The organism is Mycobacterium sp. SMC-13, from assembly GCF_045311035.1.
Taxonomy (GTDB): Bacteria; Actinomycetota; Actinomycetes; order Mycobacteriales; family Mycobacteriaceae; genus Mycobacterium.
This window is the reverse complement of record NZ_JBJIAI010000002.1, coordinates 476,086-501,998: the sequence shown is the minus strand read 5'-3', so window position 1 is coordinate 501,998 and position 25,913 is coordinate 476,086. Positions and strand designations below refer to the sequence as shown.

The window sequence follows — 25,913 nt, the reverse complement described above, 5'->3', positions numbered from 1 at the left end:
CGAGTAGCACCCCGCATCTCGCCACATGGGCAGGCAAGGAGCCATCAATGTCTATCGGTAACCCGTCATTCGATCTGTTTCAGCTGCCGGAAGAGCATCAGGAGCTGCGTGCCGCCATCCGGGCCCTCGCCGAGAAGGAGATCGCGCCGTTTGCCGCCGAGGTCGACGAGCAGGCCCGGTTCCCGCAGGAGGCCAGTGACGCGCTGACCGCGTCCGGTTTCAACGCCGTGCATGTGCCCGAGGAGTTCGGCGGTCAGGGCGCGGATTCGGTGGCCGCGTGCATCGTCATCGAAGAGGTGGCCCGGGTCGACGTGTCGGCGTCGCTGATCCCCGCGGTCAACAAGCTGGGCACCATGGGCCTGATCCTGAACGGCTCCGACGAGCTCAAGCGCAAGGTGCTGCCGGACCTGGTCGACGGCAAGCTGGCGTCGTACGCGCTGTCCGAGCGCGAGGCCGGCAGTGACGCCGCAGCGATGCGCACACGCGCCAAGGCCGACGGTGACGACTGGATCCTCAACGGCGCCAAGGCCTGGATCACCAACGGCGGCAAGTCGAGCTGGTACACCGTGATGGCAGTGACCGATCCCGACAAGGGCGCCAACGGCATCTCGGCGTTCATGGTGCACATCGACGACGAGGGCTTCTCCATCGGCCCGAAGGAGCGCAAGCTCGGCATCAAGGGTTCGCCGACCACCGAGCTGTACTTCGAGAACTGCCGCATCCCCGGTGACCGCATCATCGGCGAGCCGGGCACCGGCTTCAAGACCGCGCTGGCGACGCTCGACCACACCCGTCCGACCATCGGCGCGCAGGCCGTCGGTGTGGCGCAGGGTGCGCTGGACGCCGCGATCGCCTACACCAAGGACCGCAAGCAGTTCGGCAAGGCGATCAGCCAGTTCCAGGGTGTCGAGTTCATGATCGCGGACATGGCGATGAAGACCGAGGCGGCCCGTTTGATGGTCTACAACGCCGCGGCCCGCGCCGAGCGCGGTGAGGGCAACCTGGGCTTCATCTCGGCGGCGTCGAAGTGTTTCGCCTCGGATGTGGCGATGGAGGTGACCACCAACGCCGTGCAGCTGTTCGGCGGCGCCGGTTACACCGTCGACTTCCCGGTGGAGCGCATGATGCGCGATGCCAAGATCACCCAGATCTACGAGGGCACCAACCAGATTCAGCGGGTCGTGATGTCCCGCGCCCTGCTGCGCTGACGTCAGGCGCTACAGGTCGGCAGTGACCTTCTCCGTCGCGCGGCGCCGCTCCAGCGCGCCCGCGTCGGGGTTGGCCACCTGCACCAGGGAGGCGCCGCCGGCGAACACCGCCAGCAGATTGGCGACGAGTTCGTCGGGGCTGCCCCACGCGGCCGTCGACAGCAGCCGGGTGCCGGTGGTGAATCCCTTTGCCGCCGCACCGTTGCGGGCCGCGGCGAGGACATCGTCGACCGAGCGGCCGGCCAGGGCCGGCCCCGGGTTCCGTTCGGGCACGATCTGATCGCCGTGCACCCGCACGGATGTCGCGTAGTCGGTGACGCCGATCGGCAGGTCGGGGACCGGCTTGCCGAACGGATCGAGCGACAGCACGACGACTTCGCCGGCACCGGTCTCGTCGGCCGCGTCGATCCGGTCGGCCGTGCACAGCGCGATATCGCAGCCGGATGGGATCGATTCTCCGGCTGTGTCTTTCAACAAAACTTCCGCGCCGATGTACCAGATGCCGAACAGCACGCCGGCCGTCTGCCAGTGCGCGGGCAGCAGCACCGCGATCCGGCTGCCCGGACCCGCGCCGAGTTCGTCACGCAGCAGGTTGGCGGTCTTGGCGGCCCAGTTGCCCAGCGTCACCGCAGACAGCTCGATGCGCTCGCCGGTGGCGTCGTCGTAGTAGGTGATGCGCGGTCCGGCCGGGTCGTCACGCAGCAACGGGTCGAGGATCACACTGGACAGGTTGGTCATGGTCAGTCCACGCACTTGGGGTCGGCCGCGCCCGCGGTGATGATGGGCGACGGCGGGACCTGCGTGGTGGTGCCGGAATCGGTGGTGTCGGAAGCGGATTGCGTCACGGTGTGGCTGCCGCCCTCCAGCCCGGAACCGGGGCCCGCGTAGTCGTGCGAGAGCACCACCCGCACCGCGCCGCTCGGCACGGAGGCGTTCTCCACCACCGGCAGGTTGCCCAGCTGTTCGGCGATGGCGCGCGCCCCGAGGTCGTCCGACTTCGCGGCCTGGATCTGGCTCGACGGCACATGGTCGGCCTCGTTGTTGCCGATCTTGCCTGCGACGAAGCCCTTTTCGGTCAGCACCTCCGACACCGCCGCGGCCAGTCCGTTGATGTCACTGTCGTTGATGACGTCGACGGTCGTGTTGCCCGGGGTGTACGCGAGCTTCTCGGTCTTGCCCTCGGCCTGATCCTGCAGCAGACCGGCCACCCACTGCTGCACCTGCGCCGGGTCGACCCGCACGACGCTCTGGGTGCCGTCGTCGCTCCAGCCGTCCTCGGCGAGCACCGGGATGGTGGCGAACGCGACGTTGCCGCCCGCCAGCTTCTGCATCTGCTGGACGAAATCCATGATGTCCCAACCGTCCGACAGCACGACCGAGCGCTGCACGGCGCTGCGGAGCCGGCTCAGGGTGCTGGGGCTGGAGAGGGTCTGCCCGGAGATGATGTCGTGCGCCAGCGACGCCATGAACACCTGCTGGCGGGTCACGCGGTCCAGGTCGCCGCGGGGCAGATCGTGGCGCTGCCGCACGAAGCTCAGAGCCTGCGGGCCGTTGAGTTTCTGCCAGCCGGCCGGGAAGTTGGCGCCCGACAACGGTTCGTCGACGGCGTTCTTCAGACACACGTTGACGCCGCCGAGGGCATCGGTGATCAACGCGAAGCCCAGCAACCCGACTTCGGCGTAGTGATCGACGGTCACGCCTGTGAGCTTTGCCACGGTTTTGATGAGCGCTTCACGGCCGGCCTCGACGGCTTTCGGCTCGGCCGTCGCGGCGTCCTCGCCCTGCTCCTCGACGAGTTCCTTCATCTTCTCGAGCTTCACCTGACCGAAGACACCGTTGATCTTGGTCTTGCCCAGACCCGGCGCCTGCACATAGGAGTCGCGCGGGATCGAGATGGCGGTGGCCGAGCGCCCGTTGTTGGGGATGCGCACCAGGATGATGGTGTCGGTGTTGGTGGACACGTCGTCTCCGGCCCGAAGCGTCGCGAGTTCTTCCTCTGACAAGGGGTTTCCGTGCGCGTCGGTACGGCTGTCCATACCCACCAGGAGGATGTCGACGGCACCGTCGTCGCCCCCGCCACCGAGGGCCGCGGTGCTGATGCGGTTGATGCCCGATTCCAGCGAACGCAGGCTGCTCCAGGCCACGCCGGTGCCCACCATCACGAGCACCGTCGTCATGACGGCGAGGATGCGGAACAGTCGACCTGGCACCAGGACAGGCTACTGGTGAGCGCTTGCCGTGGCCGGTAGCCCGGGGTTCGGCGGGTCACACCCCGGTGCGGGTGCGGCCGTCGGCCCGCTAACCTCTAGGCCGTGATCGAGCAGCCATCCGGACCGGACTCGGACCGCCCGCTGCTCGTGGTGACGGTGACCTATTCGCCCGGCGCGCATCTGGACCGTTTCCTGAAGACGCTGGCCCACGCGACGGAACGCCGCCTGCTGGTGGTGATGGCCGACAACGGATCCACCGACGGCGCGCCCGAGGCGGCGCTGGAGCGATACGCCGACGTCGAGTTGTTCCGCACCGGTGGCAACCTCGGCTACGGCACCGCGGTGAACCGCGCTGTGTCGGCCTACCTCGACACGCCCGACAGCGTCGTCGACCAGGAGTTCTTCGTCGTGGTCAACCCGGATGTGCAGTGGGGGCCGCACAGCATCGACGAATTGTTCGCCGGGGCGGCGCGGTGGCCCGCGGCCGGTGCGGTGGGTCCGCTGATCCGCGACCCCGACGGCTCGGTCTATCCATCGGCGCGGCATCAGCCGAGCCTGATCCGCGGCGGCATGCACGCCGTGGTGGGTCCGTTCTGGAAATCCAACCCGTGGACGGCGGCCTACCGCCAGGACCGGCTGGAGCCCAGTGAACGCGCCGTCGGCTGGTTGTCGGGCTCGTGTCTGTTGTTGCGCACCAAGGCGTTCCGGCAGATCGGCGGATTCGACGAGAACTACTTCATGTACATGGAGGACGTCGACCTCGGGGACCGGCTGGCGCAGGGCGGCTGGCAGAACGTGTACGTGCCGTCCGCCGAAATCCTGCACGACAAGGGACATTCCACAGGACGGGACCCGGCCCGCAATCTGGCCGCGCACCACCGCAGTACCTATACATTCCTCGCCGACCGGCATCCGCACTGGTGGCAGGCCCCGCTGCGGTGGACCATCAAGTCGGCGCTGGGCGCGCGCGAACGCGCGGTGGTGGGCAATTCCAGGCGTAAGCGCCGTCGGGCGAACTAGGCTACCGGCGATGACCTCGAGGCTTGAAAGGACGCGAGTTGAGTGACGCGGTGAATCCGGTTGACGTCGACGCGGTCATCCTGGTGGGTGGGCAGGGCACCCGGCTGCGCCCGCTGACCCTCTCGGCGCCCAAGCCGATGCTGCCGACGGCGGGGGTGCCGTTCCTGTCCCATCTGCTCGCCCGGATCGCGGCCGCGGGTATCCGCCATGTGGTGCTGGGCACCTCGTACAAGGCCGAGGTCTTCGAGGCGGAATTCGGTGACGGCTCCAAGCTGGGCCTGGAGATCGAGTACGTGGTGGAGGAGGAGGCCCGGGGCACCGGTGGTGGTATCGCCAACGTGGCGCCCAAGCTGCGCCACCCGACCGCCATGGTGTTCAACGGTGACGTGCTCTCCGGGCTGGATCTCGGCGCGATGGTCGCCAGCCACCGCGAGCGGCAGGCCGATGTCACGCTGCATCTCGTGCGGGTGAGCGACCCGCGCGCTTTCGGTTGTGTGCCAACCGATTCCGAGGGCGTGGTGACGGCGTTCCTGGAGAAGACGCAGGATCCGCCGACCGATCAGATCAACGCCGGCTGCTACCTGTTCCAGCGTGCGGTGATCGACGAGATTCCCACCGGCCGTGAGGTATCGGTCGAACGCGAGGTGTTCCCGAAGCTGCTGTCCGACGGGTTCAAGGTGTGCGGCTACGTCGACGCCAGCTACTGGCGTGACATGGGCACGCCCGACGATTTCGTCCGCGGCTCAGCGGATCTGGTGCGCGGTATCGCACCGTCGCCGGTGCTCGACGGTCACCGCGGCGAGAGCCTGGTGCACGAGGGTGCCGCGGTGGCGCCGGGTGCGCTGCTGATCGGCGGGACCGTGGTGGGCCGCGGCGCGGAGATCGGCGCCGGCGCCCGGCTGGACGGCGCGGTGATCTTCGACGGCGTCAAGATCGAGGCCGGGTCGGTGATCGAGCGGTCCATCGTCGGGTTCGGTGCCCGGATCGGCCCGCGGGCGCTTATCCGTGACGGCGTGATCGGCGACGGCGCCAACATCGGCGCCCGCTGCGAGCTGCTGCGCGGTGCGCGGGTGTGGCCGGGTGTCACCATCCCCGACGGTGGTATTCGCTACTCCACGGACGTCTGAGCGGCCCGCGCGAGCCGCTCCAGACCCGGGTCCGGGTCCGGCAGCGCGTCCAGGGGCCACCACTGCAGATCCAGTGATTCGTCGCTGCACTGAATTTCGGCGTTTTCCGGCGCGACGGCCAGATATTGCACGTCGAGATGCCGCGTCGGGACGCCCAGCGAGCACGTCAGCGCGTGGACGTGCAGCGCTGCGGGCAACTCGGCGATCTGCAGTCCGGTGATGCCGGATTCCTCGGTCGCCTCGCGTAGTGCCGCGGCGCGGATGTCGGTGTCGACGTCCTCGCAGTGCCCACCCAGCTGGACCCAGCGGCCCAACCGCGGGTGCAGGGTGAGCAGCGCCTTGGTCCGGGTGTGGTCGAGCACGAGCGCCGACGCGGTGATGTGGCCGGGGACGCAGGCGCGCCGGCAGGCGTCGGGGCGGGCCGCGACGAACGCGGCGACGGCGTGCCGCAGGGTGTCCTGATCGGCGTCGGGGGCCGGCCAGTCGCGCAGTGCGGTCAGCACCGAGTCGTGCAGCGAGTCGCTCATCGACGGATCAGCAGTTCGTCGGTCGGCACCGGCGGCCGTGGCCGCCGGGGCTCGTCGCTCTCCGGGAAGTGGCCGATGGCGATGGCGCCCAACGGTTCCCAGTCGGCGGGCAGCTCGAGCTCGGCGCGCACGATGTCGCCGGCGAAGATCGTCGACCCGATCCAGCAGCTGCCGACGTCGCGCGCCGCCAGGGCCACCAGGAGTCCCTGCACGGCCGCGCCCACCGCGACGGTGAACATGGTGTGCTCGGCTTCGGTACGGGCCGCGTCCGGATAGCTGTGTGCGCCATCGGGGACCAGGAACGGGATGACGAGTTCCGGTGCGTCGTACAGAATCTGGCCGCGGCCCACGCGCCGGTCGACGGAGTCGGCGGGCCGCCCATCGGCGGTCAGGTCGGTGCGCCATTTGTCTTTCATGCGGTCCAGCAGGCGGATTCGGGTGTCGTGGTCCTGCACCCAGACGAACCGGACCGGGCGGGTGTGGTGCGGTGCGGGCGCGGTGAGCGCCTCGGCCACGGAGTCCTCGATGAGTTCCGGTGCCACGGGCTCTGCGCTGAACGTGCGCACCGAACGGCGCATCAACTGCGCCTGCCTGCGGCCCAGTGCCAGTGCTTCCTCGGTGCCCAGCCAGAACAGATCGTCCTGACCGGCGCGCACCAGGGTCCGGCCGTTCGAGCCGTCGTCGCGCGGTGACAGGCCCCGCACCACGGCGACCGGGATGCCGGTCAGTTTGCCCTTGACCAGGTCGGCGGCGGCCGCGATCTCGTCGGCGACGGCGACCTCGGTCACCAGCAGCTCGTTGCCGTGGGTGTCCTGGACGCCGGAATATCCGTGCAGCACGGCCAGTCCGGCGGCGCCGATGGCGGCATCGATCTGCCCGTTGCGCCAGGCCCGGCCCATGGTGTCGGTGATGACGACGGCGACGGTGACGCCGAGTCGCTCGCCCAGGCCGGCCCGCAGCCGGGCCGCGCTGCCGTCGGGATCGACGGGCAGTAGCGCCAATTCGGTTGTACTGATGTTGGATCCGTCGACGCCGGCGGCGGCCTGGACCAGCCCGATGGCGTTCTCGGTGATCAGGGTGCGGCCCTTGCGGGCGAGTACGCGTACGGCCTCGTCGTCGATCAGCCTGCGCCGCAGGGCGTCCCGCTCGTCAGGGTCGGTCGGTGCCGCGACGATCCGGCCCTCGGACTTGGACAGCACCTTGCTGGTGACCACCAGCACGTCGTCGTCGCGCAGCCAGGGGGCGGCGGCGGCGATGACGGCGGCCACGTCGTCACCGGGCCGGAACTCGGGAAGCCCCGGCACCGGAAGGATTTCGACGGCGGCCGCGGCCCCATGTTCAGTCACAGCTGGATTCCGGCGAGTTGCAGTCCGGCCCGGACCATCTCGGCCGTCGCCGCCGGATCGGTCATCAGCAGCGGTACGGCTTTGACGTTCACCCCGTCGATCTCGGCGTGGTCACCCTCGTCGATGAGCCAGCCGTCGAGGATGCCGGTCGCGCTGCGGGCGCCGTAGTGCGCGCCGACGGCCTCCGACGTGCTGTCGATGCCGATCACCTTGAGGCAGTCATCGGCCATCCCGCGCAACGGCTTTCCGGCGACGATGGGGGAGTAGCCGATCACCTGTGCCGGGGTGGACCGCAGCGCGCTGCGCAGGCCGGGCACGGCCAGGATCGCGCCGATGCTGACGACCGGGTTCGAGGGGGCCACCAGCACGACGTCGGCGCCGGCGATGGCATCGGCGACTCCCGGTGCGGCCTTTGCCTTCTCGGTGCCGATGAACGCGAAGCTGTGGGTGGGGATTTGGGCGCGGTAGCGCACCCACCATTCCTGGAAGTGGATGGCGCGCTGATTGCCCGATTCGGGATCGGTTACGACCACGTGGGTTTCGCTGCGTTCGTCACTGGCGGGCAGCAGCCGGGCACCGGGTTGCCAGCGGTCGCACAACGCCTCGGTCACCTGGGACAGCGGATAGCCGGCCCGCAGCATCTGGCTGCGCACCAGGTGCGTCGCCAGGTCGCGGTCGCCGAGCCCGAACCAGTCCGGCTGCACGCCGTACGCCGCCAACTCTTCCTTGGCATGCCAGGTCTCGTTGCGGTGTCCCCAGCCGCGTTCGGGGTCGATACCCCCGCCGAGGGTGTACATGCAGGTGTCGAGGTCGGGGCAGATGCGGACGCCGAACATCCAGGCGTCGTCACCGACGTTGACGATCGCGGTGAGCTCGTGCGGCGAGGGGTCCGCACCGGGTTCGGCGAATTGACCCAACCCCAGCAGTTTCTGGATGCCGAGCAGAAACCGAGCGCCGCCGACGCCACCGACCAGAACCGTCACCTTCACGTCGACTCACCCTAGGCGATGACGCGCGGGCGGAATGACGCGCCCGGACAGCAATTTGGCGCGCAGCAAACTTTAAACCTCAGTATTCACTTGAGTAACAGCCGCATCAGTTATCGCCATTTCCAACTACGTTGTGCGGCAGCGTGTTATTGGTCACTATCGCGACACGCCGCGGTAACGACGCGCCGTAATCAGGTCACAAGATGGTAGGAAATGCGCTTCATCCGCTTGACCGTGGCAGCTAACCCGTGTGTAATCACAACAGTGTCATTCCCGGTCTGTTAACCGGTTCCGGTGCAGCAGACCGAGATTCGACCGTTTGTTCGAATTTTGTTCGCCACTCACGGCACGCAGGGCAAGTAGTTGGACTCCGTTTTGGGAACTACGTAAAGCAGGGGAGGAGGCGGCAAATGTCTTACGAACACGCAGATTTCGATCACGTGGTGCAATTCGACGGGCGGATGCTCGGCTCTGTTGGGACCGCACCGCACACGAACACCGGACCCGTTCAGCACGTCGTCGCCGGACGGCCGCAGCTGAGTCTGGTGCCCGATCACATCGACAACGAACCCGAGCTCACGGAAGACCAGTGGCAGGAGCGTGCCCTGTGCGCGCAAACCGACCCCGAGGCCTTCTTCCCTGAGAAGGGTGGCTCTACCCGCGAAGCCAAGCGCATCTGCCAGGGCTGCGAGGTGCGCGACGCGTGCCTCGAGTACGCCTTGGCGCACGACGAGCGCTTCGGCATCTGGGGCGGTCTGTCGGAGCGCGAGCGCCGGCGGATCAAGCGCGGCGTCATCTGACACACCGCGGGTAGATCGACCGACTAGTCGTCAATGATGGTCGGGTCGATCACCGACGGTTCAACGCCGAGATAAGTGGCTACCTGCGCCACGAGAATTTCGTGCAGAAGGTCGGCGAGGTCAACGGAGTCCTTCGCCCGCCGTTCAATGGGCTTGCGGAACAAGACGATTCGCGCCCGTGTCGAATTACCCCGAACGTCCACGCCGGCCGGGATGAGCCGCGCCAGCGCCACCGGCCCGTCGGCGATCACCTCGGGCGGCCACTGGATGGCATCGGGATCCTTGGGGGAGATCCGCGGAATCTCGTCGACGGCGACGTCGAGTCCGGACACCCGATTGCGCCACCGGCGCTCGATGGGTTCGTAGGCCTCGAGGACCGCCATGTCGAATCGCTCGGCGCGACTGCGCCATCCGGGAACGGTCGGGGGGAGTAGCGGGCCGCGCATGCCGCGACGGCGGCGCACACGCGAGTGGGCCATCGGCCGATAGTAACGGTTGGAGATCGACGTGCCCGCGACGCGCGTGTCCGGCAGTGGGCGCGTCGGCGGCGCGATAATCTCGCCGAGTGAATGTTCCCCGTCGCTGCTGCCGGCCAGGTTGCCCGCACTACGCCGTGGCGACGCTGACGTTTGTCTACTCGGATTCCACGGCAGTCGTAGGTCCGTTGGCCACCGCGTCGGAGCCGCATTCGTGGGACCTGTGTGTGTCGCACGCCAGTCGCATCACCGCGCCCCGCGGGTGGGAGTTGGTGCGCCACGCCGGTCCGCTGCCCACGCCCTCTGAGGACGACGACCTCGTCGCGCTCGCCGATGCGGTGCGCGAGGGGCGCGACGCGCCGTCCCGCGGTGGCATCCCAACAGGTTTCACCGATCCGCTGCCCGGCAGCCACGCCGGCACACCCGGCGGCACGGTCATGGCCCCGCCCGCACCGCGCACGCAGCACAACGGGCGGCGGCGCGGCCATCTCCGGGTGTTGCCGGATCCGCCTGAGAGTTAGCGACACAAGTCCTACCGAACCCCACCGACCGTCCGCGGGCAGATGGGTCAGCCGATAGGCTGACTGTCACAGACCCTCGGTAATGCAGTGGTCTGCGAACGATGAGATCGGGAGGGCTATGTCTCGGCCTGCTGCCTCTGTACAGCGCGTCATCAAGGCATATGACGTGCGTGGGCTGGTCGGCGAGGAGATCGACGAGTCGTTCGTCGCCGATGTCGGCGGCGCATTTGCCCGGTTGATGCGCGCCGAGGGCGCCACCCGGGTGGCTGTCGGCTACGACATGCGGCCCAGCTCACCGTCATTGGCCACCGCGTTCGCCGCTGGGGTCACCGCGCAGGGTCTGGACGTGGTCCGGATCGGGCTGGCGTCGACCGATCAGCTCTACTTCGCCTCGGGTCTCCTCGACTGCCCGGGCGCCATGTTCACGGCCAGCCACAACCCGGCCGCCTACAACGGCATCAAGTTGTGCCGGGCGGGCGCGAAGCCCGTCGGCAAGGAGACCGGTCTGACCGACATCAGCAATGAGGTCATCGACGGTGTGCCGGGTCACGACGGAGCGGCCGGCACGGTCGAGGAGCGTGACGTGCTCGCCGAGTACGGCACATTCCTGCGTTCGCTGGTCGATGTGTCGGCGCTGCGTCCGCTGCGGGTCTCGGTCGACGCCGGCAACGGCATGGGCGGGCACACCACGCCGGCCGTGCTGGGCACCGTCGGGTCGATCACCTTGCTGCCGTTGTACTTCGAACTCGACGGCACGTTCCCCAACCACGAGGCCAACCCGCTGGATCCGGCCAACCTGGTGGACCTGCAGAAGCACGTCGTCGAGAACGGCGCCGATATCGGCCTGGCGTTCGACGGCGACGCCGACCGCTGCTTCGTCGTCGACGAGAAGGGCGACCCCGTGTCGCCGTCGGCCGTGACGGCGCTCGTCGCCGATCGCGAGCTGGCCCGCGAGTCCGGCGCGACCGTCATCCACAACCTGATCACCTCACGCGCGGTGCCCGAGCTGATCGAGGAGCGCGGCGGCACGGCCGTGCGCTCCCGCGTCGGCCACTCGTACATCAAGGCGCTGATGGCCGAGACCAACGCGATCTTCGGTGGCGAGCATTCCGCGCATTACTACTTCCGCGATTTCTGGGGCGCCGACTCCGGCATGCTCGCCGCGCTGCACGTGCTGGCCGCGCTCGGGGAACAGGACCGTCCGCTGTCCGAACTGATGGCCAAGTACCAGCGGTACGAGGCGTCCGGCGAGATCAACTTCACCGTCGCCGATGCGCCGGCGTGCGTGCGGGCGGTCCTCGCGTCGTACGGCAGCGACATCGCCTCGACCGACGAACTCGACGGTGTGACCGTCGACCTCGGCGACGGGCGCTGGTTCAACCTGCGCAGCTCCAACACCGAGCCGCTGTTGCGGCTCAACGTCGAATCCCGCACCCGCGTGGAGGTCGACCAGATCGTCGAACACATCGCTGCGCAGATCAGGGCGTCTGCGCCATGAGTGCCGCCCCGGCGACCCTGGACCTCGACGATGTCGAGGGTCTGATCGCGGCCGACCGCGACGGCCTGCTGCGGGCCGCGTCGATGGCCGGCGCACAGACCCGCGCGGTAGCCGCGGCGCTCACTGAAGGCCAACTCGACGAACTGCGCTCGGATCAACGTCCGCGAACCGTCACCTGGGTGTGCGGGCGCGGGATGTCGGGAGCTCCCGGTGCGGCGGGGACCGTGCTGGCCGCGGCACTGGGCGCGACGTCGGCGATCCCGCTCGTGGTCACCCCGGATGTGCCGCCGTGGATCGGCGCGCTGGACGTCGTGGTGGTGGCCGGGGACGACGCGGCCGACCCGGCGCTGGTGACCGCGGTGGCGACCGGGGTGCGGCGCGGCGCGCGCGTGATCGTGGTGGCGCCCAACGACGGCCCGCTGCGCGATGCGGCCGCCGGGCGCGCGGTGGTGCTGCCGCCGCGGTTGGGGGTGCCCGACGACTTCGGCCTCACCCGCTACCTGGCCGCGGGACTCGCGACGATGATGGTCGTCGACCCGGCATTGCGCATCGACCTGGAGGCCCTGGCCGACGAGTTGGACGCCGAGGCCCTGCGCAACAGTGCGGCCCGCGAGATTTTCACCAACCCGGCCAAGAACCTGGCCGAGCGGATGTCCGGCCGGCAGGTGGTGCTTGCCGGTGAGGGCGCGGCGATGCTGGCGCTGGTCCGCCATGCCGCGACGGTGCTGCTGCGGGTGGCCCATCAGCTCGTGACCGCGACCGGCGGCTCCGACGCTCTGGTGGCGCTGCACGGTGGGCTCGGCCGCGAGACGGTCGAAATGTCTTACGAGGACTCGCTTTTCCACGACCCCGAGATCGACGGACCGGTGCCGGCGCGGGTCCGCACCGTGGTGCTGTGTGCCGACGAGGAACGTCCCGGCGTGATCGCCCGGATGGACGCGCTCGGTGGCGACGTCGACGTGCTCAGCGCCGACGACGTGCCCGACGCGGGGCTGCAGGTGCCGGGAAGTCGCTTGGAACAACAGATCGCGATGCTGGCGGTCCGGCTGGAGATGACGGCCGTTTACCTGAAACTGGTTCGAGGTTAGACATAGTGCATCTGCTACGAGGCGCGGTCAGGAACTACGCCTGGGGGTCGCGTACCGCCTTGGCCGATTTCGCCGGAAGGCCAAGTCCCTCAGCGCATCCCGAGGCTGAGCTGTGGTTGGGTGCGAACCCCGGGGACCCGGCGCGACTGGAGACGGCCGACGGCGAGGTGTCGCTGCTGGACGTCATCCGGGCCGATCCCGCGGGCGAACTGGGGCCCGAGGTCGTGGCCCGGTTCGGTGAGTCGTTGCCGTTCCTGGCGAAGGTGCTGGCCGCCGACGAACCGCTGTCGCTGCAGGCCCATCCCAGTGCCGAGCAGGCTGCCGAAGGCTTCAATCGTGAAGAGCGCCAAGGCATTGCCCTCAACGCGCGCAACCGCAATTACCGGGACCGCAGCCACAAGCCCGAGTTGATCGTGGCCCTCGGCCCGTTCGAGGCGCTCGCCGGGTTCCGGCCGGTGGCCCGCACCGTCGAGTTGATGCGGGCGCTGGCGGTGTCCGACCTCGATCCGTACATCAACCTGCTGGCCGGCCAGTCGGACGCGGCCGGGCTGCGAGCCGTCTTCACCACCTGGATCACCCTGCCGCAGCCCGATCTCGACGTCCTGGTGCCGGCCGTTCTCGACGGTGCGGTGAACTACATCCGTTCGGGGGCAACAGAATTCGCGCCCGAGGCCAAGACGGTGCTCGAGCTCGGCGAGCGGTACCCGGGTGATGCCGGCGTGCTGGCCGCCATGCTGCTCAACCGCATCAGCCTGGTCGAGGGGGAGGGCATCTACCTGCCCGCCGGCAATCTGCACGCCTACCTGCACGGCATGGGGTTCGAGGTCATGGCCAACTCCGACAACGTGTTACGCGGTGGTCTGACGCCCAAGCACGTGGATGTGCCGGAGCTTCTCCGGGTTCTCGACTTCACCCCGACCGATGGTCGGCCCATCCATCCGCGGCCGGCCGATGACGGCGTCGAAGAGGTTTTCGACACGCCCGCACCGGAATTCGCGGTGACGATCCTGCGGATCGACGACGACCGGGTGGGCAGCGTGGTCGAGGTGCCCCAAGGGCACGCCGGCCCGCAGATTCTGCTGGGCACGCATGGCCGGGTGCAGGTGCATTCCGCCGGTGGCGAGCTGACCCTGAACAAGGGCGCCGCCGCCTGGATCGCTGCCGGGGAGGGTCCCGTGCGGTTGGTGGCTGAAGAACCGTCGACGGTGTTCCGTGCGACGGTCGGGATCTAGAAAAACCTACGAAAGGGCGGGTCATGTCGGCCTCGGGGAGTGCGCGCGCGATCATCGCGGCGCTGTTGGCCAATGCCGGGATCGCGGCGGCGAAATTCGTCGGCTTCCTGATCACGGGCAGTTCGTCGATGCTCGCGGAGTCGGTGCACTCGCTGGCGGACACGTCCAACCAGGGGCTGCTGCTGTGGGGGCAACGGCAGGCGCGTAAGGACGCCGACCATCTGCACCCGTTCGGCTACGGCCGCAGTCGCTACTTCTACTCGTTCGTGGTGGCGCTGGTGCTGTTCAGCCTCGGTGCGATGTTCGCGCTGTACGAGGGCTACCACAAGATCACCCACCCCGAGCCGCTGTCGTCGCCCGTCGTCGCCGTCGCCATCCTGGTCGTGGCGATCGGGCTGGAGGGCTACAGCTTCTACACCGCGGTGAAGGAATCACGTCCGCTCAAGGGCGCCGGCAGCTGGTGGCGATTCATCCGGACCTCGCGCAACCCGGAGCTGCCGGTAGTGCTGCTGGAGGACAGCGGCGCGCTGATCGGTCTGGTGCTGGCGCTGCTCGGTGTGGGCCTGTCGATGCTGACGGGCGACCCGGTGTGGGACGGCATCGGCACCGCGGCCATCGGTGTGCTGCTCGGCATCATCGCGGTGGTGCTGATGGTCGAGATGAAGAGCCTGCTGATCGGTGAGGGCGCGACGGTCGACGAGACCGGCGCCATCCGCAACGCACTTGAGCAGACGCCGCACATCGACCGTGTCATCCACCTCCGGACCCAGTACCTGGGGCCGGAGGAGATGCTCGTCGGGGTGAAGATCGCGCTGGCGCCCAACACCGATCTGGCGACCGTCGCCGCCACGATCGACGCCGCCGAGGTGACGATCCGGGCCGCGGTGCCGAACGCCCGCATCATCTACATCGAGCCCGACCTCTACCGCGGCTGAGACCGCCGGAACACCCGCAGTCACCTGCGGCGGTGACGGCTACCACAAGTCGTTTTACAAAATTGCCTCCGTTGTCTAGACCGGCGACAAAATGCGGTCTATAGTCAAGATCACAAGTTGTCGGCCCAACCAATGGAGGTGGACCCGTGTCAGTCGAGGTATCCGACGTCAACGTTGAGCAATGGCGCGATCGCAAGCGTCACCTGTGGCTCATGGGCCTGATCGCGCCCACCGCGCTGTTCGTGATGCTCCCGCTGATCTGGGCACTGAACCAGGCCGGATGGCATGCGCTCGCGCAGGTGCCGCTGTGGATTGGCCCCGGCCTGCTCTACGTGCTGCTGCCGATCCTCGACCTGAAGTTCGGGCCGGACGGGGAGAATCCGCCCGACGAGATGATGGAGCAGCTGGCGAACGACAAGTACTACCGCTACTGCACCTACGTCTACATCCCGTTCCAGTACGCCAGCGTCATCCTCGGCGCGTACCTGTTCACCGCCAAGGACCTGAGCTGGCTCGGCTTCGACGGCGGGCTGGCCTGGTGGGCCAAGCTCGGTGTCGCGTTGTCGGTCGGTGTCCTGGGCGGCGTCGGCATCAACACGGCCCACGAGATGGGGCACAAGAAGGAGAACCTGGAGCGCTGGCTGGCCAAGATCACCCTGGCGCAGACGTTCTACGGCCACTTCTACATCGAGCACAACCGCGGTCACCACGTCCGCGTCGCGACCCCGGAGGACCCGGCTTCGGCGCGCTTCGGTGAGAACTTCTGGGAGTTCCTGCCGCGTACCGTGTGGGGCGCACTGAAGTCCTCGGTCGAGCTGGAGGCCCAGCGCATCCGTCGTCTCGGCCGCAGCCCGTGGGACCCGCGCACCTACCTCAAGAACGACGTTCTCAACGCGTGGCTCATGTCGGTGGTGTTCTTCGGCATCCTGATCGCGGTGTTCGGCCCGGCGCTCATCCCGTTCGTCCTGATCCAGGGCATCTACGGATTCAGCCTGCTGGAGTCGGTCAACTACCTGGAGCACTACGGCCTGCTGCGGCAGAAGACCGAGAGCGGCCGCTACGAGCGCTGCGCCCCCGTGCACAGCTGGAACTCCGACCACATCGTCACCAACCTGTTCCTGTACCACCTGCAGCGGCACAGTGACCACCACGCCAATCCGACGCGGCGCTACCAGACGCTGCGCAGCATCGACGGCGCACCGAACCTGCCCAGTGGCTACGCGACGCTGATCGGGCTGACCTATATCCCGCCGCTGTGGCGCCGGATGATGGACCACCGCGTCATCGAGCACTACGACGGCGACATCACCAAGGTCAACGTCCACCCGCGGGTGCGCGACAAGGTGATGGCCAAGTACGGGGCGGTGGCCTGAGCATGAGTGCCTACGCTTGCCCCGGCTGTGGTTATGTCTATGACGAGGCCAAAGGCGCTCCGCGTGAAGGATTCCCGGCGGGCACGGCGTGGGACGATGTCCCCGACGACTGGTGCTGCCCGGACTGCGCGGTCCGCGAGAAGGTCGATTTCGAATCGGTAGGAGTGAGTTCATGAGCGAGCCGTTCAAGAAGTTCGTCTGCCTGCAGTGCGGCTTCGAGTACGACGAGGAGAAGGGCTGGCCGGAGGACGGCATCGCCCCGGGCACCCGCTGGGCCGACATCCCCGAGGACTGGAGCTGCCCGGACTGCGGCGCCGCCAAGTCCGACTTCGACATGGTGGAGGTCGTGGCGTCGTGACCGCCGCGGCCGCAGTACCGGACGGACCCGAGGTGTCGCGCCCTGCGGCACCTCGGGTGCCGTACGCCGAGGCCTCCCGGGTCCTGCTGCGGCACTCGATCCTGGACGGCATGCGAGAGCTGTTGCTGGCCAAGGACTGGTCGTCGATCACGCTGTCCGACGTCGCGCGTGCGGCCGGCATCAGCCGCCAGACCATCTACAACGAGTTCGGCTCGCGCCAGGGCCTGGCCGAGGGGTACGCGATGCGCCTCGCCGACCGCCTGGTCGACGCCGTCGAGCACGCCATCTACGCCAATGTCGGTGACATCGAGTCCGCGTTCCTGCAGGGCTTCCGGATGTTCTTCACCGAATCGGCGTCCGATCCGCTCGTCATCTCGTTGCTCACCGGCGTCGCCAAACCTGATCTGTTGCAGATCATCACCACCGACAGCGCGCCGATCATCTCGCACTGCTCGCAGCGTCTCACCGAGGCGTTCCGCGGCAGCTGGGTACAGATTTCGGACGACGACGCCGGCGTGCTGGCGCGCGCGATCGTCCGGCTGGCGATCAGTTACGTGTCAATGCCGCCGGAAGCGGACCATGATGTGGCCGCTGACCTGGCCCGGCTCATGACGCCGTTCGCCGACCGTTACGGTAGTGGGGAAGCCCCGTAGCCGTCAGCGCGCCATTCGAGTAGTTCCCTGGCGCCTGTCCCGCGAGCCCGCAGGCCATGGGGTCACTCCAGTGGAACGAATGAATGGGGCTCTAATCCATGACGGAATTGAAGGCAGACGTCCGTAACGGCATCGACTACAAGGTCGCCGATTTGTCCGAGGCCGAGTTCGGGCGCAAGGAGATTCGCCTCGCCGAGCACGAGATGCCCGGCCTGATGGCGCTTCGCCGCGAGTACCACGACGTGCAGCCGCTCAAGGGCGCGCGCATCTCCGGCTCGCTGCACATGACCGTGCAGACCGCCGTGCTGATCGAGACGCTGACCGCCCTCGGTGCCGAGGTGCGCTGGGCGTCCTGCAACATCTTCTCCACCCAGGACCACGCGGCCGCGGCCGTCGTCGTCGGCCCGCACGGCACGGTCGAGGAGCCCAAGGGCACCCCGGTCTTCGCCTGGAAGGGCGAGACGCTGGAGGAGTACTGGTGGTGCGCCGAGCAGATGCTCACCTGGGACGGCGAGCCGGCCAACATGATCCTGGACGACGGTGGCGACGCCACCATGCTGGTCCTGCGCGGCGCGCAGTGGGAGAAGGCGGGCGTCGTGCCGCCGGCCGAGGAAGACGACTCCGCCGAGTGGAAGGTCTTCCTGGAGCTGGTCCGCAACGGCTTCGAGAACGACAAGACCAAGTGGACCAAGATCGCCGAGTCGGTCAAGGGTGTCACCGAGGAGACCACCACCGGTGTGCTGCGGCTGTACCAGTTCGCCGCCGCGGGTGAGCTGGCGTTCCCGGCCATCAACGTCAACGACTCGGTCACCAAGAGCAAGTTCGACAACAAGTACGGCACCCGCCACTCGCTGATCGACGGCATCAACCGCGGCACCGACGTGCTGATCGGTGGCAAGAAGGTGCTGATCTGCGGCTACGGCGACGTCGGCAAGGGCTGTGCCGAGTCGATGGCCGGCCAGGGCGCGCGCGTCGCGGTCACCGAGATCGACCCGATCAACGCGCTGCAGGCGCTGATGGACGGCTTCGACGTCGTCACCGTCGAGCAGGGCATTCCCGAGGCCGACATCGTCATCACCGCGACCGGCAACTACGACATCATCCTGCTCGAGCACATGAAGGCCATGAAGAACCAGGCCATCCTGGGCAACATCGGCCACTTCGACAACGAGATCGACATGGCGGCCCTCGAGAAGTCGGGCGCCACCAAGCTGAATATCAAGCCGCAGGTCGACCTGTGGACCTTCGGTGACACCGGCAAGTCGATCATCGTGCTGTCCGAGGGCCGTCTGCTCAACCTGGGCAACGCCACCGGCCACCCGTCGTTCGTGATGTCGAACTCGTTCTCCAACCAGGTCATCGCCCAGATCGAGCTGTGGACCAAGAACGACGAGTACGACAACGAGGTCTACCGCCTGGCCAAGCACCTCGACGAGAAGGTCGCGCGCATCCACGTCGAGGCTCTCGGCGGCACGCTGACCAAGCTCACCAAGGATCAGGCCGAGTACATCGGCGTCGACGTCGACGGCCCGTACAAGCCGGAGCACTACCGCTACTGAGTCTGTTTGCGTAGTTCGCGCCAGCACACGCGAAAGCCCCCAATTCCCACGGGAATTGGGGGTTTTTGCGGTTACCGGGCCCGGCACATCCCGGTGAATTAGCTGGCGGGGTTCAACCGCCGGTATTTATTTTGTAATGGGCGACAATTACGATTTGTGCGACGCGGTTTCCGTGTTTGCTGAAGATCTGCTGGCGAGCGGACATCGGCGTTAGAATTTGCGCACACCAGGGCACCCTCGTGAAGGGACGTCGGCCATGCAGGAGAACCGCTGGGCAAGACGCATCGCGTTGCTGGCCGTCGTCGGGGCGACGTTGACCGGTTGCGACAGCGTGAATCTGGGCAGCCTCGGAATCTTCGGCAGCACGTCGCCCGCGGTGAAAGGGCCGCCGGTGCCGCCGGAGATGGTCCGACACGACGTTCAGCAATTGGTCTGGCAGTTCCCGCAGTTGCGCAAACCCGACGAAGCGGTGTGGGTCACCTGGAACAACAGCGGTGATCCCAGCCTCGCCGGCAAGGTCAACTGGATCGACGCGGTGGTCAAGCTGTCTCCTGCCGAGACCACTCGACTGCTGGCGGAGTACCACCCGTCCGCCACCGATCGGCAGCCGATGGTGCAGAAGATTCTGCAGTCGGAGCTGCCCGGCGGTCCGTACCTGTCGGGCCCCGAACTCAACAACCACTTCTCGGGTCCGGGCATGACCACGCAGGCGTTCCTCGACCGCGACGACAACGTCCTGGTGCTGACGACGACGTCAGGCGGACCCGCACCGTCGTGACCGGCTAGCGTGGTGGTGTGCGCGCTCTGATCCGCGTGACGGCGTTCGTGGTCGTGCTGGCTGTGCTGGCCGCCTGTGGCGCGGACCGTCCGCCCGTCTCTCCATTTCCTGCTGCGACGGGGCGGGGCTCGTGCGCCGTCGATACCGAACGCGACGTCGGCGCCACCATGCGCGACGGCGTCGTGCTGCGCGCCGATGTCTACCGTCCCAGGTCCTCTGAACCTGTGCCGGTGCTGCTCATGCGCACGCAGTACGGTAAGTCCGGGGCACAGACCTCGCCGGAGCGCTACGAGCCGCCGGACTGGTTTGCCTCGCACTGCTATCTCGTTGTGGTGCAAGATGTCCGGGGCCAGGGGAGTTCCGGCGGGGTGTTCAGCGAGTTCACCAACGACATGGCCGACGGCTACGACACCGTCGAATGGGCCGCCGGCCTGCCCGGTGCGAACGGCAAGGTCGCCATGTACGGATCGTCGTATGTCGGTGCGACGCAATGGCTTGCGGCGGTGACGGCGCCGCCGCATCTGGTGACCATCGCGCCGGCCAACACCGCATCGGACTACTACGACGGCTGGACCTACGAGGGCGGTGAGTTCCGGCTGGCGTTCGTCCAGCCGTGGGCCATCGAGTCGATCGCGCTCGGGGCCGCGCAGAACCGCCGGGACGCCGAGGCGGAACGGCTGCTGCGGGACGCCGGTGCCGACCCGACCCGATGGCTGAATTTCCGCCCGCAACAGGACCTTCCACCGATGCAGCCGCGCAATCCGGCGGTGGCGCCGTGGTACTTCGACTGGGTCCGGCACAACACCCGCGACGACTTCTGGCAGCAGGTCAGCATTCGTGACCGGTACCCGGCGGTGCGAATTCCGGTGTTGCACTTCGAGGGCTGGTACGACGCCTTCCTGGCCGGCGGTGTGGAGAACTTCGCCGGGATGGTGGCCCACGGTGGCAACGACTTTGCGCGTTCGAACCAGCGTCTGGTGGTCGGGCCGTGGGACCACGTCGCATGGGGACGCGCTGACTCCGAGCCCGCCCCGATGCTCAAAGACATCGGGGCGGTGGGCAACAGCCCGATCAACGAGCTGATGCTGGCCTGGTTCGACCATTTCCTGAAGGGCGTCGACAACGGTGTGGCGGGCAAGCCACGCGTCGACTACTTCACCATGGGCACCAACACCTGGAAGACGGCCACCAATTGGCCACTGCCACAGACACAATGGATCAACTACTACCTCTCCGGTGCCGGGGGCATCGCGGACCGCGACGGCAAGCTGTTGCCGGTGCTGCCAGGCCCGCAGCCGCCCGACACCTACACCTACGATCCGCTGAATCCGGCGCCGAGCCTGGGCGGGCACTCCTGTTGTGGTGCCAAGTCCGGTCCGCAAGGGCCGTACGACCAGACGCCTGTCGAACAGCGATCCGACGTGCTGGTGTACACCGGCGACCCGGTGACCCATGACACCGAGATCACCGGGGCGGCCACCGTCACGCTGTGGGCCCAATCCTCAGCTGTGGACACCGATTTCACGGCCAAGCTGGTGGTGGTCAAGCCCGATGGGACAGCCATCAACCTGAACAACGGGATTCTCCGGGCGTCATTCCGGGACTCGCTGTCGGCGCCGACGCCGATCGTCCCCGGGCAGCCGTACCAGTACCGCATCCAAATCTGGCCCACCAGTTACCAACTCAGCCCGGGTGACCGGGTGCGGGTCGAGATTTCCAGCAGCGACTACCCGCAGTTCGCGCCGAATCCCAACACCGGTGCGCCATTCGGGCGCGATGCGGCGACCGTCGTTGCGACGCAGACCATCCTGCATGACCCTTCGCATCCATCGTCGATCACGTTGCCGGTGATCGCGAACTGAGTCCCGGCGCTAGCGGCTGCAATCCAGCGACACGGTGATGGTCCGTCGCACCACGACACGGATGACCTGATCGCGGTTGCCGGGGCCGTCGACCCGAATGAGCCTGGTCTGCTCCTGCGGGTTGCGGACGCTGGTCACCACGCACTGATACAGTGGTGCGCTGCCGACCCGGTCGACGTTCACGTGGAACCCCTCGGCCTCCAGCTGGCCGATCGTGACGATCGCTGACTCGGCGGCTGCCGGCGCGGCAGGTGCCAGGATGGCACCAGTTGCGGTGAGAGCTATGAGAGTTATTAGTGCAGTACGCATCTCAGGGTCCTTCCGGTCCTATACCCAATGACACGTAGGAGCGATGGAAAACGTTCGATTGTGTCCTGAAGGGGTTATCGCTGGTTCCGCCGTTTTCGTGACAATCGTGGATGTGACGTGTCAGGACATCGGTGACGATTCATCGGTCCTGGCGCGGGCCGCGGGGTTTTCCGTTGCCGACGTAGGTCACTCCGGGGGCGCGTCATCGGGCCACTGCGCGATCGCCAGACGGACACGAGGATCGATCGGTTCATGAACAGCCACCGCCCGAGCCTGCGGGCCAAGTGTGACCACCAAGACCACCGGAACTGTCACCGATGTCCTGAGACATAACACGTGACAATCATCGAATCTGGCGGTAGACTCGAACACATGTTCGAACATTCTGGTATCGGGGCCGGCGGTGTGCCGGTCCACGATGCCGGCGTGGTCGACTTGATGATCCACTTCGCGCGGGTGGAAAACCAGTGCGCTGCGGGCCGGCTGACAGCCGTCGCCGACCTGGCGATGCTGCGGGTCGATGATCAGGATGGCCGGCAGTGGTGGGCCTGCGATGGTTGGGACGCCGCGGTCGCCGAAGTCGGGGCGGCGCTGGGGATCGGGAAGCGCGAGGCGTCGGGGCAGTTGTCGATCGCGGTGGCGTTGCGGTTCCGGCTACCTCGGGTGGCGGCGGTGTTCGCCGACGGTGGAGTCTCGGCGCGGACGGTCGGGGCGATCTGCTGGCGTACTCGTCTGGTCGAGGACCCCAACACGCTGGCGGTGATCGACGCCGCGCTCGCGGGAGCACTGTCGGAGTGGGCGGGGTTGTCGCGCAAGAAGATCGAGAAGAAGATCGACGGTTGGGTGCAGAAGTTCGACCCCGCCGCAGTCCTGAAAGTCCGCTCAGCAGCGCGCCGCCGTGGGGTCGGGGTGGGCAAGCCTGATGACGAGACCGGCGTGGCCTCGATCTGGGGTGCACTACTGGCCACCGATGCCGAACTGCTGGATCGGGTGCTGACCGAGATGGCCCGGCAGGTGTGCGAGAACGATCCGCGTACGTTCGGGCAGCGCCGCGCTGACGCCCTGGGAGTCCTGGCAGCACGCGGGGACCTACTGGCCTGCCAGTGCGGCAATCCCGACTGCCCGGCGGCTGGGCCTGATGCGCGGGCGACGGCGGTGATGATTCATGTGCTGACCAATGGGCTGCCGGCGCCGGTGCCTGACCCGCTGCTCAGCGGGGACCCGGCCGCGCCGCTGGTGCCCACGCCGGCCCCGTCTGCGCCGGAGCCGGTGTTCACGCCTGAGCCGGTCTTCGCACCTGCACCTGCGCCAGCAGCCGAGCCGGCGAACGACATGGCGTCGACGCCCATGCCTATGTCCGAGCCGGCGCCGGTGGCCGATTCGCGGGCCGCTGAAACCCTGGCGCCTGTTGCGTTCGAACCAGCCAGCGACAGCACGTCCACACCGGTGGTCGACGCGGCGCCCACGCCGGCGACCGCGCCGGTGCCTGCGCCGTCGCCCGCACCGGCGCCTGCGCGGGTTCCGGCTCCGGTGCGCACACCGGTCGGTTACGTCCTCGGCGGCGGTGTGGTGCCGCCGACAGTGTTGGCGGATCTGGTGGCCCGGGGTGCGAAGGTTCGCACGGTCGCCTCCGCCACTGATTTGGATGAGGTGCCGCGGTATCGGCCGTCGGCCGCGATGGATGAGTTCGTGCGGATGCGGGCGATGACGTGCATGTTCCCGGGCTGCGATCATCCGGCCACCGCCTCTGATATTGATCACACGGTGCCGTGGCCGGCCGGGCCCACCCATCCGGGCAACCTGAACCCGAAGTGCCGCAAACACCACTTACTGAAAACGTTCTACGGCGGCCCGGACGGGTGGCAGGACCGTCAACAACCCGACGGGAGCATTGTGTGGACCGCACCGACGGGCCATACCTACATCAGCGTGCCCGAAAGCCGAATCCTGTTCCCGCGCATGGTCACCGACACGCCGCTGCCGAATCCACCACCAGAGACCGTCGATCTGGACACCACCACGGCTCCCGGCCGGAGCATCATGATGCCCATCCGGCGCCGCACCCGCGCGCAAGACCAGGCCCAGCAGATCGCGTACGAACGCGCACTCAACGAAGCCGAGCTGCAAAAAATCGCGGCCGGCGAAGAAGCCGCCGCTCGCCGCCATGCGGCCCGCGAAGCCGCCCGCCAGGCCGAAGAACAACAACAATCGCAGCAGACGACTGAGCACTCGTCTGCAGGCAGCGACATCTCACCGCCACTCTGAGTAACGCGTGAATACCCCTGGAAAAGAATGACTTTCAGGGGTATGCGCGCTTGGCACTCGCTGATGAGACTACTGCTTGGCCTCGATGACGCCAGCCAACAGCTGACTGTAGGTCAAGCGCCCGAGGAGCTGAAAGCAGGCATCCGATTCTGTATGTAGTTGGACCAAAGCGTTTTTGGTGCCGCGCTCGTTGCCCACCGAGCGCAACGGTCGCAGGCGAGATACCGATTGATTCCAGAGCCCTTGCCAATTCGGTGAGCGTCAACTTTGTTCTCCTTCGCCTCGGCTGCTTCCGCTACAACGCCAGTTCGGAAAGCTGCCGAGGGGGCCAGTCGGTCGACACGTCCTAGCCGTAGGGCGATCAGTTGGACGTGGATGCAGTACGCCCGCCACCCTCGGCCGTATCCACCATCGGGTCAGGGTCGTCGAGCGGGGGAACGTCTTGGCCGTCGAGCACTTTGCGCATGCGGTCCTTGTCGAGTTGCCCTTCCCAAGCGGCCACCACGAACGTCGCGACACAGTTGCCCAGCAGGTTCACCGAGACACGCATCGAATCCATGATGCGGTCGGCGCCCAGGAGCAGGGCTACCGCGGCAACCGGGATGGCCCCGTGGCCGATGGCGGCGACGGTCGCCGACAGCGCGAGGAATGACGATCCGGGCACTCCGGCCATGCCCTTCGATGTCAGCATGAGCACCAGCACCGCGGTGATCTGTTCGCCGAGGCTCAGGTTCACGCCCAAGGCCTGGGCCAGGAACAGCACACAGATCGAGAGGTAGAGGGTCGCTCCGTCGAGATTGAACGAGTAGCCGGTCGGCACCACCAGACCCGTTGTGGTGCGTGAACAACCGGCATTGGTCAGCTTGGCCATGATGCGCGGCAGCACGACCTCGGTGGACGCGGTGCCGAGCGCGAGGAACAGCTCGTCCTTGATGTACACGACGAACTTCCACAAGTTCACCCCCGCAAAGACCCTGGCGACGAGCCCGAGCACCACGATGAAGAGCGCAGCCGCGAGATAGCAACAGCCGATCAGCTTCGCGAAACTGCTCAGGGAACCGATGCCGTACTGGCCGATGATGTAGGCCATCGCCCCGAACGCGCCGATCGGCGCAAGTCGCATCACCCAGCCGATGACGGTGAAGAACAGGTGGCTCAGGTGGTCGACGATCTCGAGGATGACGGGCGGCCCCTTCTCGCCGAACTTGGCCAACGCCAGTCCGAACAGGACGGCGAAGAACAGCACCTGCAGCAGGTTGTTGTCGGTGAATGCCTTGAACAACGACTCCGGGATGATGTTCAGCAGAAAGTCGACGGTGTGCGGCAGTTCCTTGTTCTGGGTCTTCTTCGCGATCGCGTCGGCCCCGGCCGCCAGCGTGGCGGCGTTGACGTGGAAACCTGCCCCGGGTTTGACGATGTTGCCGACCACCAGCCCGAAGAGCAGCGCGAAGGTGGTCACTGCTTCGAAGTAGATCAACGCTTTGACGCCGATCCGGCCGACCGACTTGAGGTCACCGACGTGTGCGATGCCCAGCACGACGGTGCAGAAGATGATCGGCGCGATCAGCATCTTGATGAGCTTGATGAAGCCGTCGGCGAGTGGCTTGAGGTCCGCGCCGACTTTGGGCTGCAGCCAGCCCACCAGGATCCCGGCGACGATCGCGACGAGCAACTGCACGAAGAGCGACGTGTACCAGGGTGGCTTGTTCGCGAGCCGGATCATCTCGCTTTTGGGAGGTTCGATCTTGGTCGCCATCGCGCGAAAGTACTGATCAGGCG

25 protein-coding genes are annotated in these 25,913 nt (G+C 67.4%); 17 read left to right on the top strand and 8 right to left on the bottom strand.

The features are described from left to right. Positions 1–47: 47 nt before the first annotated feature. On the top strand, positions 48–1,208 hold the full coding sequence (locus ACJH6I_RS05620) for an acyl-CoA dehydrogenase (protein ID WP_064861130.1): 1,161 nt from the start codon (positions 48–50) through the stop codon (positions 1,206–1,208). A gap of 9 nt (positions 1,209–1,217) precedes the next feature. Here the strand turns inward: ACJH6I_RS05620 and ACJH6I_RS05615 are convergent, their stop codons facing one another. Next, on the bottom strand, positions 1,218–1,946 hold the full coding sequence (locus ACJH6I_RS05615; protein ID WP_293016908.1) for a TIGR03089 family protein: 729 nt from the start codon (positions 1,944–1,946) through the stop codon (positions 1,218–1,220). Positions 1,947–1,948: 2 nt separating this feature from the next. Then, positions 1,949–3,385, bottom strand: a complete 1,437-nt coding sequence (locus tag ACJH6I_RS05610) for an LCP family protein (RefSeq protein ID WP_406783849.1) — start codon at positions 3,383–3,385, stop codon at positions 1,949–1,951. 135 nt (positions 3,386–3,520) lie between these two features. Between ACJH6I_RS05610 and ACJH6I_RS05605 the strand changes: the two genes are divergently transcribed. Together ACJH6I_RS05605 and ACJH6I_RS05600 are read left to right on the top strand one after the other, a co-directional pair. After that, a complete protein-coding gene (locus tag ACJH6I_RS05605) occupies positions 3,521–4,438 on the top strand; it encodes a glycosyltransferase family 2 protein (protein ID WP_293016910.1) in 918 nt (305 codons plus the stop codon). 50 nt (positions 4,439–4,488) lie between these two features. Beyond that, positions 4,489–5,565, top strand: coding sequence for a sugar phosphate nucleotidyltransferase (locus ACJH6I_RS05600; RefSeq protein ID WP_020102906.1), 1,077 nt, complete (start codon positions 4,489–4,491; stop codon positions 5,563–5,565). Here the strand turns inward: ACJH6I_RS05600 and ACJH6I_RS05595 are convergent. From ACJH6I_RS05595 to cofD, 3 genes are read right to left on the bottom strand one after another with little or no spacing between them, the layout of a single operon-like run. Further along, positions 5,547–6,092, bottom strand: coding sequence for an NUDIX hydrolase (locus ACJH6I_RS05595; RefSeq protein ID WP_293016911.1), 546 nt, complete (start codon positions 6,090–6,092; stop codon positions 5,547–5,549). The genes ACJH6I_RS05600 and ACJH6I_RS05595 overlap by 19 nt on opposite strands. Next, the gene (locus ACJH6I_RS05590) at positions 6,089–7,438 is read right to left on the bottom strand and encodes a coenzyme F420-0:L-glutamate ligase (protein ID WP_293016912.1); all 1,350 of its coding nucleotides are present in this window, start codon (positions 7,436–7,438) and stop codon (positions 6,089–6,091) included. Before ACJH6I_RS05590 ends, ACJH6I_RS05595 begins: the two co-directional genes overlap by 4 nt. Further along, entirely contained in the window at positions 7,435–8,427 is a 993-nt protein-coding gene (gene cofD, locus ACJH6I_RS05585; RefSeq protein ID WP_318986439.1) for a 2-phospho-L-lactate transferase, read from the bottom strand. The genes ACJH6I_RS05590 and cofD overlap by 4 nt, the downstream gene beginning before the upstream one ends. Positions 8,428–8,963: 536 nt before the next feature. On the opposite strand from cofD, the gene ACJH6I_RS05580 reads away from it, so the two are divergent. Then, positions 8,964–9,227: a WhiB family transcriptional regulator gene (locus ACJH6I_RS05580; RefSeq protein ID WP_174557686.1), complete on the top strand. Its 264-nt coding sequence runs from the start codon at positions 8,964–8,966 to the stop codon at positions 9,225–9,227. Positions 9,228–9,250: 23 nt separating this feature from the next. Here the strand turns inward: ACJH6I_RS05580 and ACJH6I_RS05575 are convergent, their stop codons facing one another. Further along, the gene (locus tag ACJH6I_RS05575; RefSeq protein WP_073696558.1) at positions 9,251–9,673 is read right to left on the bottom strand and encodes a metallopeptidase family protein; all 423 of its coding nucleotides are present in this window, start codon (positions 9,671–9,673) and stop codon (positions 9,251–9,253) included. 119 nt (positions 9,674–9,792) lie between these two features. Between ACJH6I_RS05575 and ACJH6I_RS05570 the strand changes: the two genes are divergently transcribed. From ACJH6I_RS05570 to ACJH6I_RS05515, 12 genes are all read left to right on the top strand, one after another. Then, entirely contained in the window at positions 9,793–10,224 is a 432-nt protein-coding gene (locus ACJH6I_RS05570; protein ID WP_061000741.1) for a DUF3499 domain-containing protein, read from the top strand. 118 nt (positions 10,225–10,342) lie between these two features. Next, positions 10,343–11,722 (top strand): phosphomannomutase/phosphoglucomutase, encoded by a 1,380-nt coding sequence (locus ACJH6I_RS05565; protein ID WP_318986440.1) that lies wholly within the window; start codon positions 10,343–10,345, stop codon positions 11,720–11,722. Then, positions 11,719–12,810, top strand: a complete 1,092-nt coding sequence (locus tag ACJH6I_RS05560; protein WP_318986441.1) for a TobH protein — start codon at positions 11,719–11,721, stop codon at positions 12,808–12,810. The genes ACJH6I_RS05565 and ACJH6I_RS05560 overlap by 4 nt, the downstream gene beginning before the upstream one ends. Positions 12,811–12,815: 5 nt before the next feature. Then, positions 12,816–14,042, top strand: coding sequence for a mannose-6-phosphate isomerase, class I (gene manA / locus ACJH6I_RS05555; protein ID WP_061000734.1), 1,227 nt, complete (start codon positions 12,816–12,818; stop codon positions 14,040–14,042). Between the two features lie 23 nt (positions 14,043–14,065). Then, a complete protein-coding gene (locus ACJH6I_RS05550) occupies positions 14,066–14,977 on the top strand; it encodes a cation diffusion facilitator family transporter (RefSeq protein WP_318986442.1) in 912 nt (303 codons plus the stop codon). 146 nt (positions 14,978–15,123) lie between these two features. Beyond that, positions 15,124–16,350: an alkane 1-monooxygenase gene (locus ACJH6I_RS05545; protein WP_318986443.1), complete on the top strand. Its 1,227-nt coding sequence runs from the start codon at positions 15,124–15,126 to the stop codon at positions 16,348–16,350. 2 nt (positions 16,351–16,352) lie between these two features. Continuing rightward, entirely contained in the window at positions 16,353–16,526 is a 174-nt protein-coding gene (locus ACJH6I_RS05540; protein ID WP_082761797.1) for a rubredoxin, read from the top strand. Further along, positions 16,523–16,708 carry a rubredoxin gene (locus ACJH6I_RS05535; protein WP_020102918.1) on the top strand — a complete coding sequence of 62 codons (186 nt, stop codon included), beginning with the start codon at positions 16,523–16,525 and terminating at the stop codon, positions 16,706–16,708. The genes ACJH6I_RS05540 and ACJH6I_RS05535 overlap by 4 nt, the downstream gene beginning before the upstream one ends. After that, positions 16,705–17,361, top strand: coding sequence for a TetR family transcriptional regulator (locus tag ACJH6I_RS05530; RefSeq protein ID WP_061004462.1), 657 nt, complete (start codon positions 16,705–16,707; stop codon positions 17,359–17,361). Before ACJH6I_RS05535 ends, ACJH6I_RS05530 begins: the two co-directional genes overlap by 4 nt. 98 nt (positions 17,362–17,459) lie before the next feature. Then, entirely contained in the window at positions 17,460–18,920 is a 1,461-nt protein-coding gene (ahcY, locus tag ACJH6I_RS05525; RefSeq protein WP_406783835.1) for an adenosylhomocysteinase, read from the top strand. A gap of 256 nt (positions 18,921–19,176) precedes the next feature. Beyond that, on the top strand, positions 19,177–19,698 hold the full coding sequence (locus tag ACJH6I_RS05520) for a hypothetical protein (RefSeq protein WP_061004465.1): 522 nt from the start codon (positions 19,177–19,179) through the stop codon (positions 19,696–19,698). 167 nt (positions 19,699–19,865) lie between these two features. Further along, positions 19,866–21,560: a CocE/NonD family hydrolase gene (locus ACJH6I_RS05515; protein ID WP_406783848.1), complete on the top strand. Its 1,695-nt coding sequence runs from the start codon at positions 19,866–19,868 to the stop codon at positions 21,558–21,560. Positions 21,561–21,569: 9 nt separating this feature from the next. Here the strand turns inward: ACJH6I_RS05515 and ACJH6I_RS05510 are convergent, their stop codons facing one another. Then, the gene (locus tag ACJH6I_RS05510; protein WP_318986445.1) at positions 21,570–21,869 is read right to left on the bottom strand and encodes a hypothetical protein; all 300 of its coding nucleotides are present in this window, start codon (positions 21,867–21,869) and stop codon (positions 21,570–21,572) included. A 372-nt stretch (positions 21,870–22,241) separates the two neighbouring features. On the opposite strand from ACJH6I_RS05510, the gene ACJH6I_RS05505 reads away from it, so the two are divergent. Then, entirely contained in the window at positions 22,242–24,134 is a 1,893-nt protein-coding gene (locus ACJH6I_RS05505; RefSeq protein WP_406783834.1) for a DUF222 domain-containing protein, read from the top strand. Between the two features lie 361 nt (positions 24,135–24,495). On the opposite strand, the gene dctA is transcribed toward ACJH6I_RS05505, so the two are convergent. Further along, positions 24,496–25,890, bottom strand: a complete 1,395-nt coding sequence (dctA, locus tag ACJH6I_RS05500; protein ID WP_406783833.1) for a C4-dicarboxylate transporter DctA — start codon at positions 25,888–25,890, stop codon at positions 24,496–24,498. Positions 25,891–25,913 lie beyond the last annotated feature (23 nt).

What these genes read in the sequence shown, in the direction of transcription:
- ACJH6I_RS05520 (WP_061004465.1), top strand. Translation starts at nt 19,177, where the DNA reads ATGCAGGAGAACCGCTGGGCAAGACGCATCGCGTTGCTGGCCGTCGTC.
- ahcY (WP_406783835.1), top strand. Translation starts at nt 17,460, where the DNA reads ATGACGGAATTGAAGGCAGACGTCCGTAACGGCATCGACTACAAGGTC.
- ACJH6I_RS05510 (WP_318986445.1), bottom strand. Translation starts at nt 21,869, where the DNA reads ATGCGTACTGCACTAATAACTCTCATAGCTCTCACCGCAACTGGTGCC.
- ACJH6I_RS05505 (WP_406783834.1), top strand. Translation starts at nt 22,242, where the DNA reads ATGTTCGAACATTCTGGTATCGGGGCCGGCGGTGTGCCGGTCCACGAT.
- ACJH6I_RS05595 (WP_293016911.1), bottom strand. Translation starts at nt 6,092, where the DNA reads ATGAGCGACTCGCTGCACGACTCGGTGCTGACCGCACTGCGCGACTGG.
- ACJH6I_RS05540 (WP_082761797.1), top strand. Translation starts at nt 16,353, where the DNA reads ATGAGTGCCTACGCTTGCCCCGGCTGTGGTTATGTCTATGACGAGGCC.
- ACJH6I_RS05535 (WP_020102918.1), top strand. Translation starts at nt 16,523, where the DNA reads ATGAGCGAGCCGTTCAAGAAGTTCGTCTGCCTGCAGTGCGGCTTCGAG.
- ACJH6I_RS05610 (WP_406783849.1), bottom strand. Translation starts at nt 3,385, where the DNA reads ATGACGACGGTGCTCGTGATGGTGGGCACCGGCGTGGCCTGGAGCAGC.
- ACJH6I_RS05615 (WP_293016908.1), bottom strand. Translation starts at nt 1,946, where the DNA reads ATGACCAACCTGTCCAGTGTGATCCTCGACCCGTTGCTGCGTGACGAC.
- ACJH6I_RS05565 (WP_318986440.1), top strand. Translation starts at nt 10,343, where the DNA reads ATGTCTCGGCCTGCTGCCTCTGTACAGCGCGTCATCAAGGCATATGAC.
- ACJH6I_RS05550 (WP_318986442.1), top strand. Translation starts at nt 14,066, where the DNA reads ATGTCGGCCTCGGGGAGTGCGCGCGCGATCATCGCGGCGCTGTTGGCC.
- ACJH6I_RS05560 (WP_318986441.1), top strand. Translation starts at nt 11,719, where the DNA reads ATGAGTGCCGCCCCGGCGACCCTGGACCTCGACGATGTCGAGGGTCTG.
- ACJH6I_RS05515 (WP_406783848.1), top strand. Translation starts at nt 19,866, where the DNA reads ATGCGCGACGGCGTCGTGCTGCGCGCCGATGTCTACCGTCCCAGGTCC.
- ACJH6I_RS05620 (WP_064861130.1), top strand. Translation starts at nt 48, where the DNA reads ATGTCTATCGGTAACCCGTCATTCGATCTGTTTCAGCTGCCGGAAGAG.
- dctA (WP_406783833.1), bottom strand. Translation starts at nt 25,890, where the DNA reads ATGGCGACCAAGATCGAACCTCCCAAAAGCGAGATGATCCGGCTCGCG.
- ACJH6I_RS05575 (WP_073696558.1), bottom strand. Translation starts at nt 9,673, where the DNA reads ATGCGCGGCCCGCTACTCCCCCCGACCGTTCCCGGATGGCGCAGTCGC.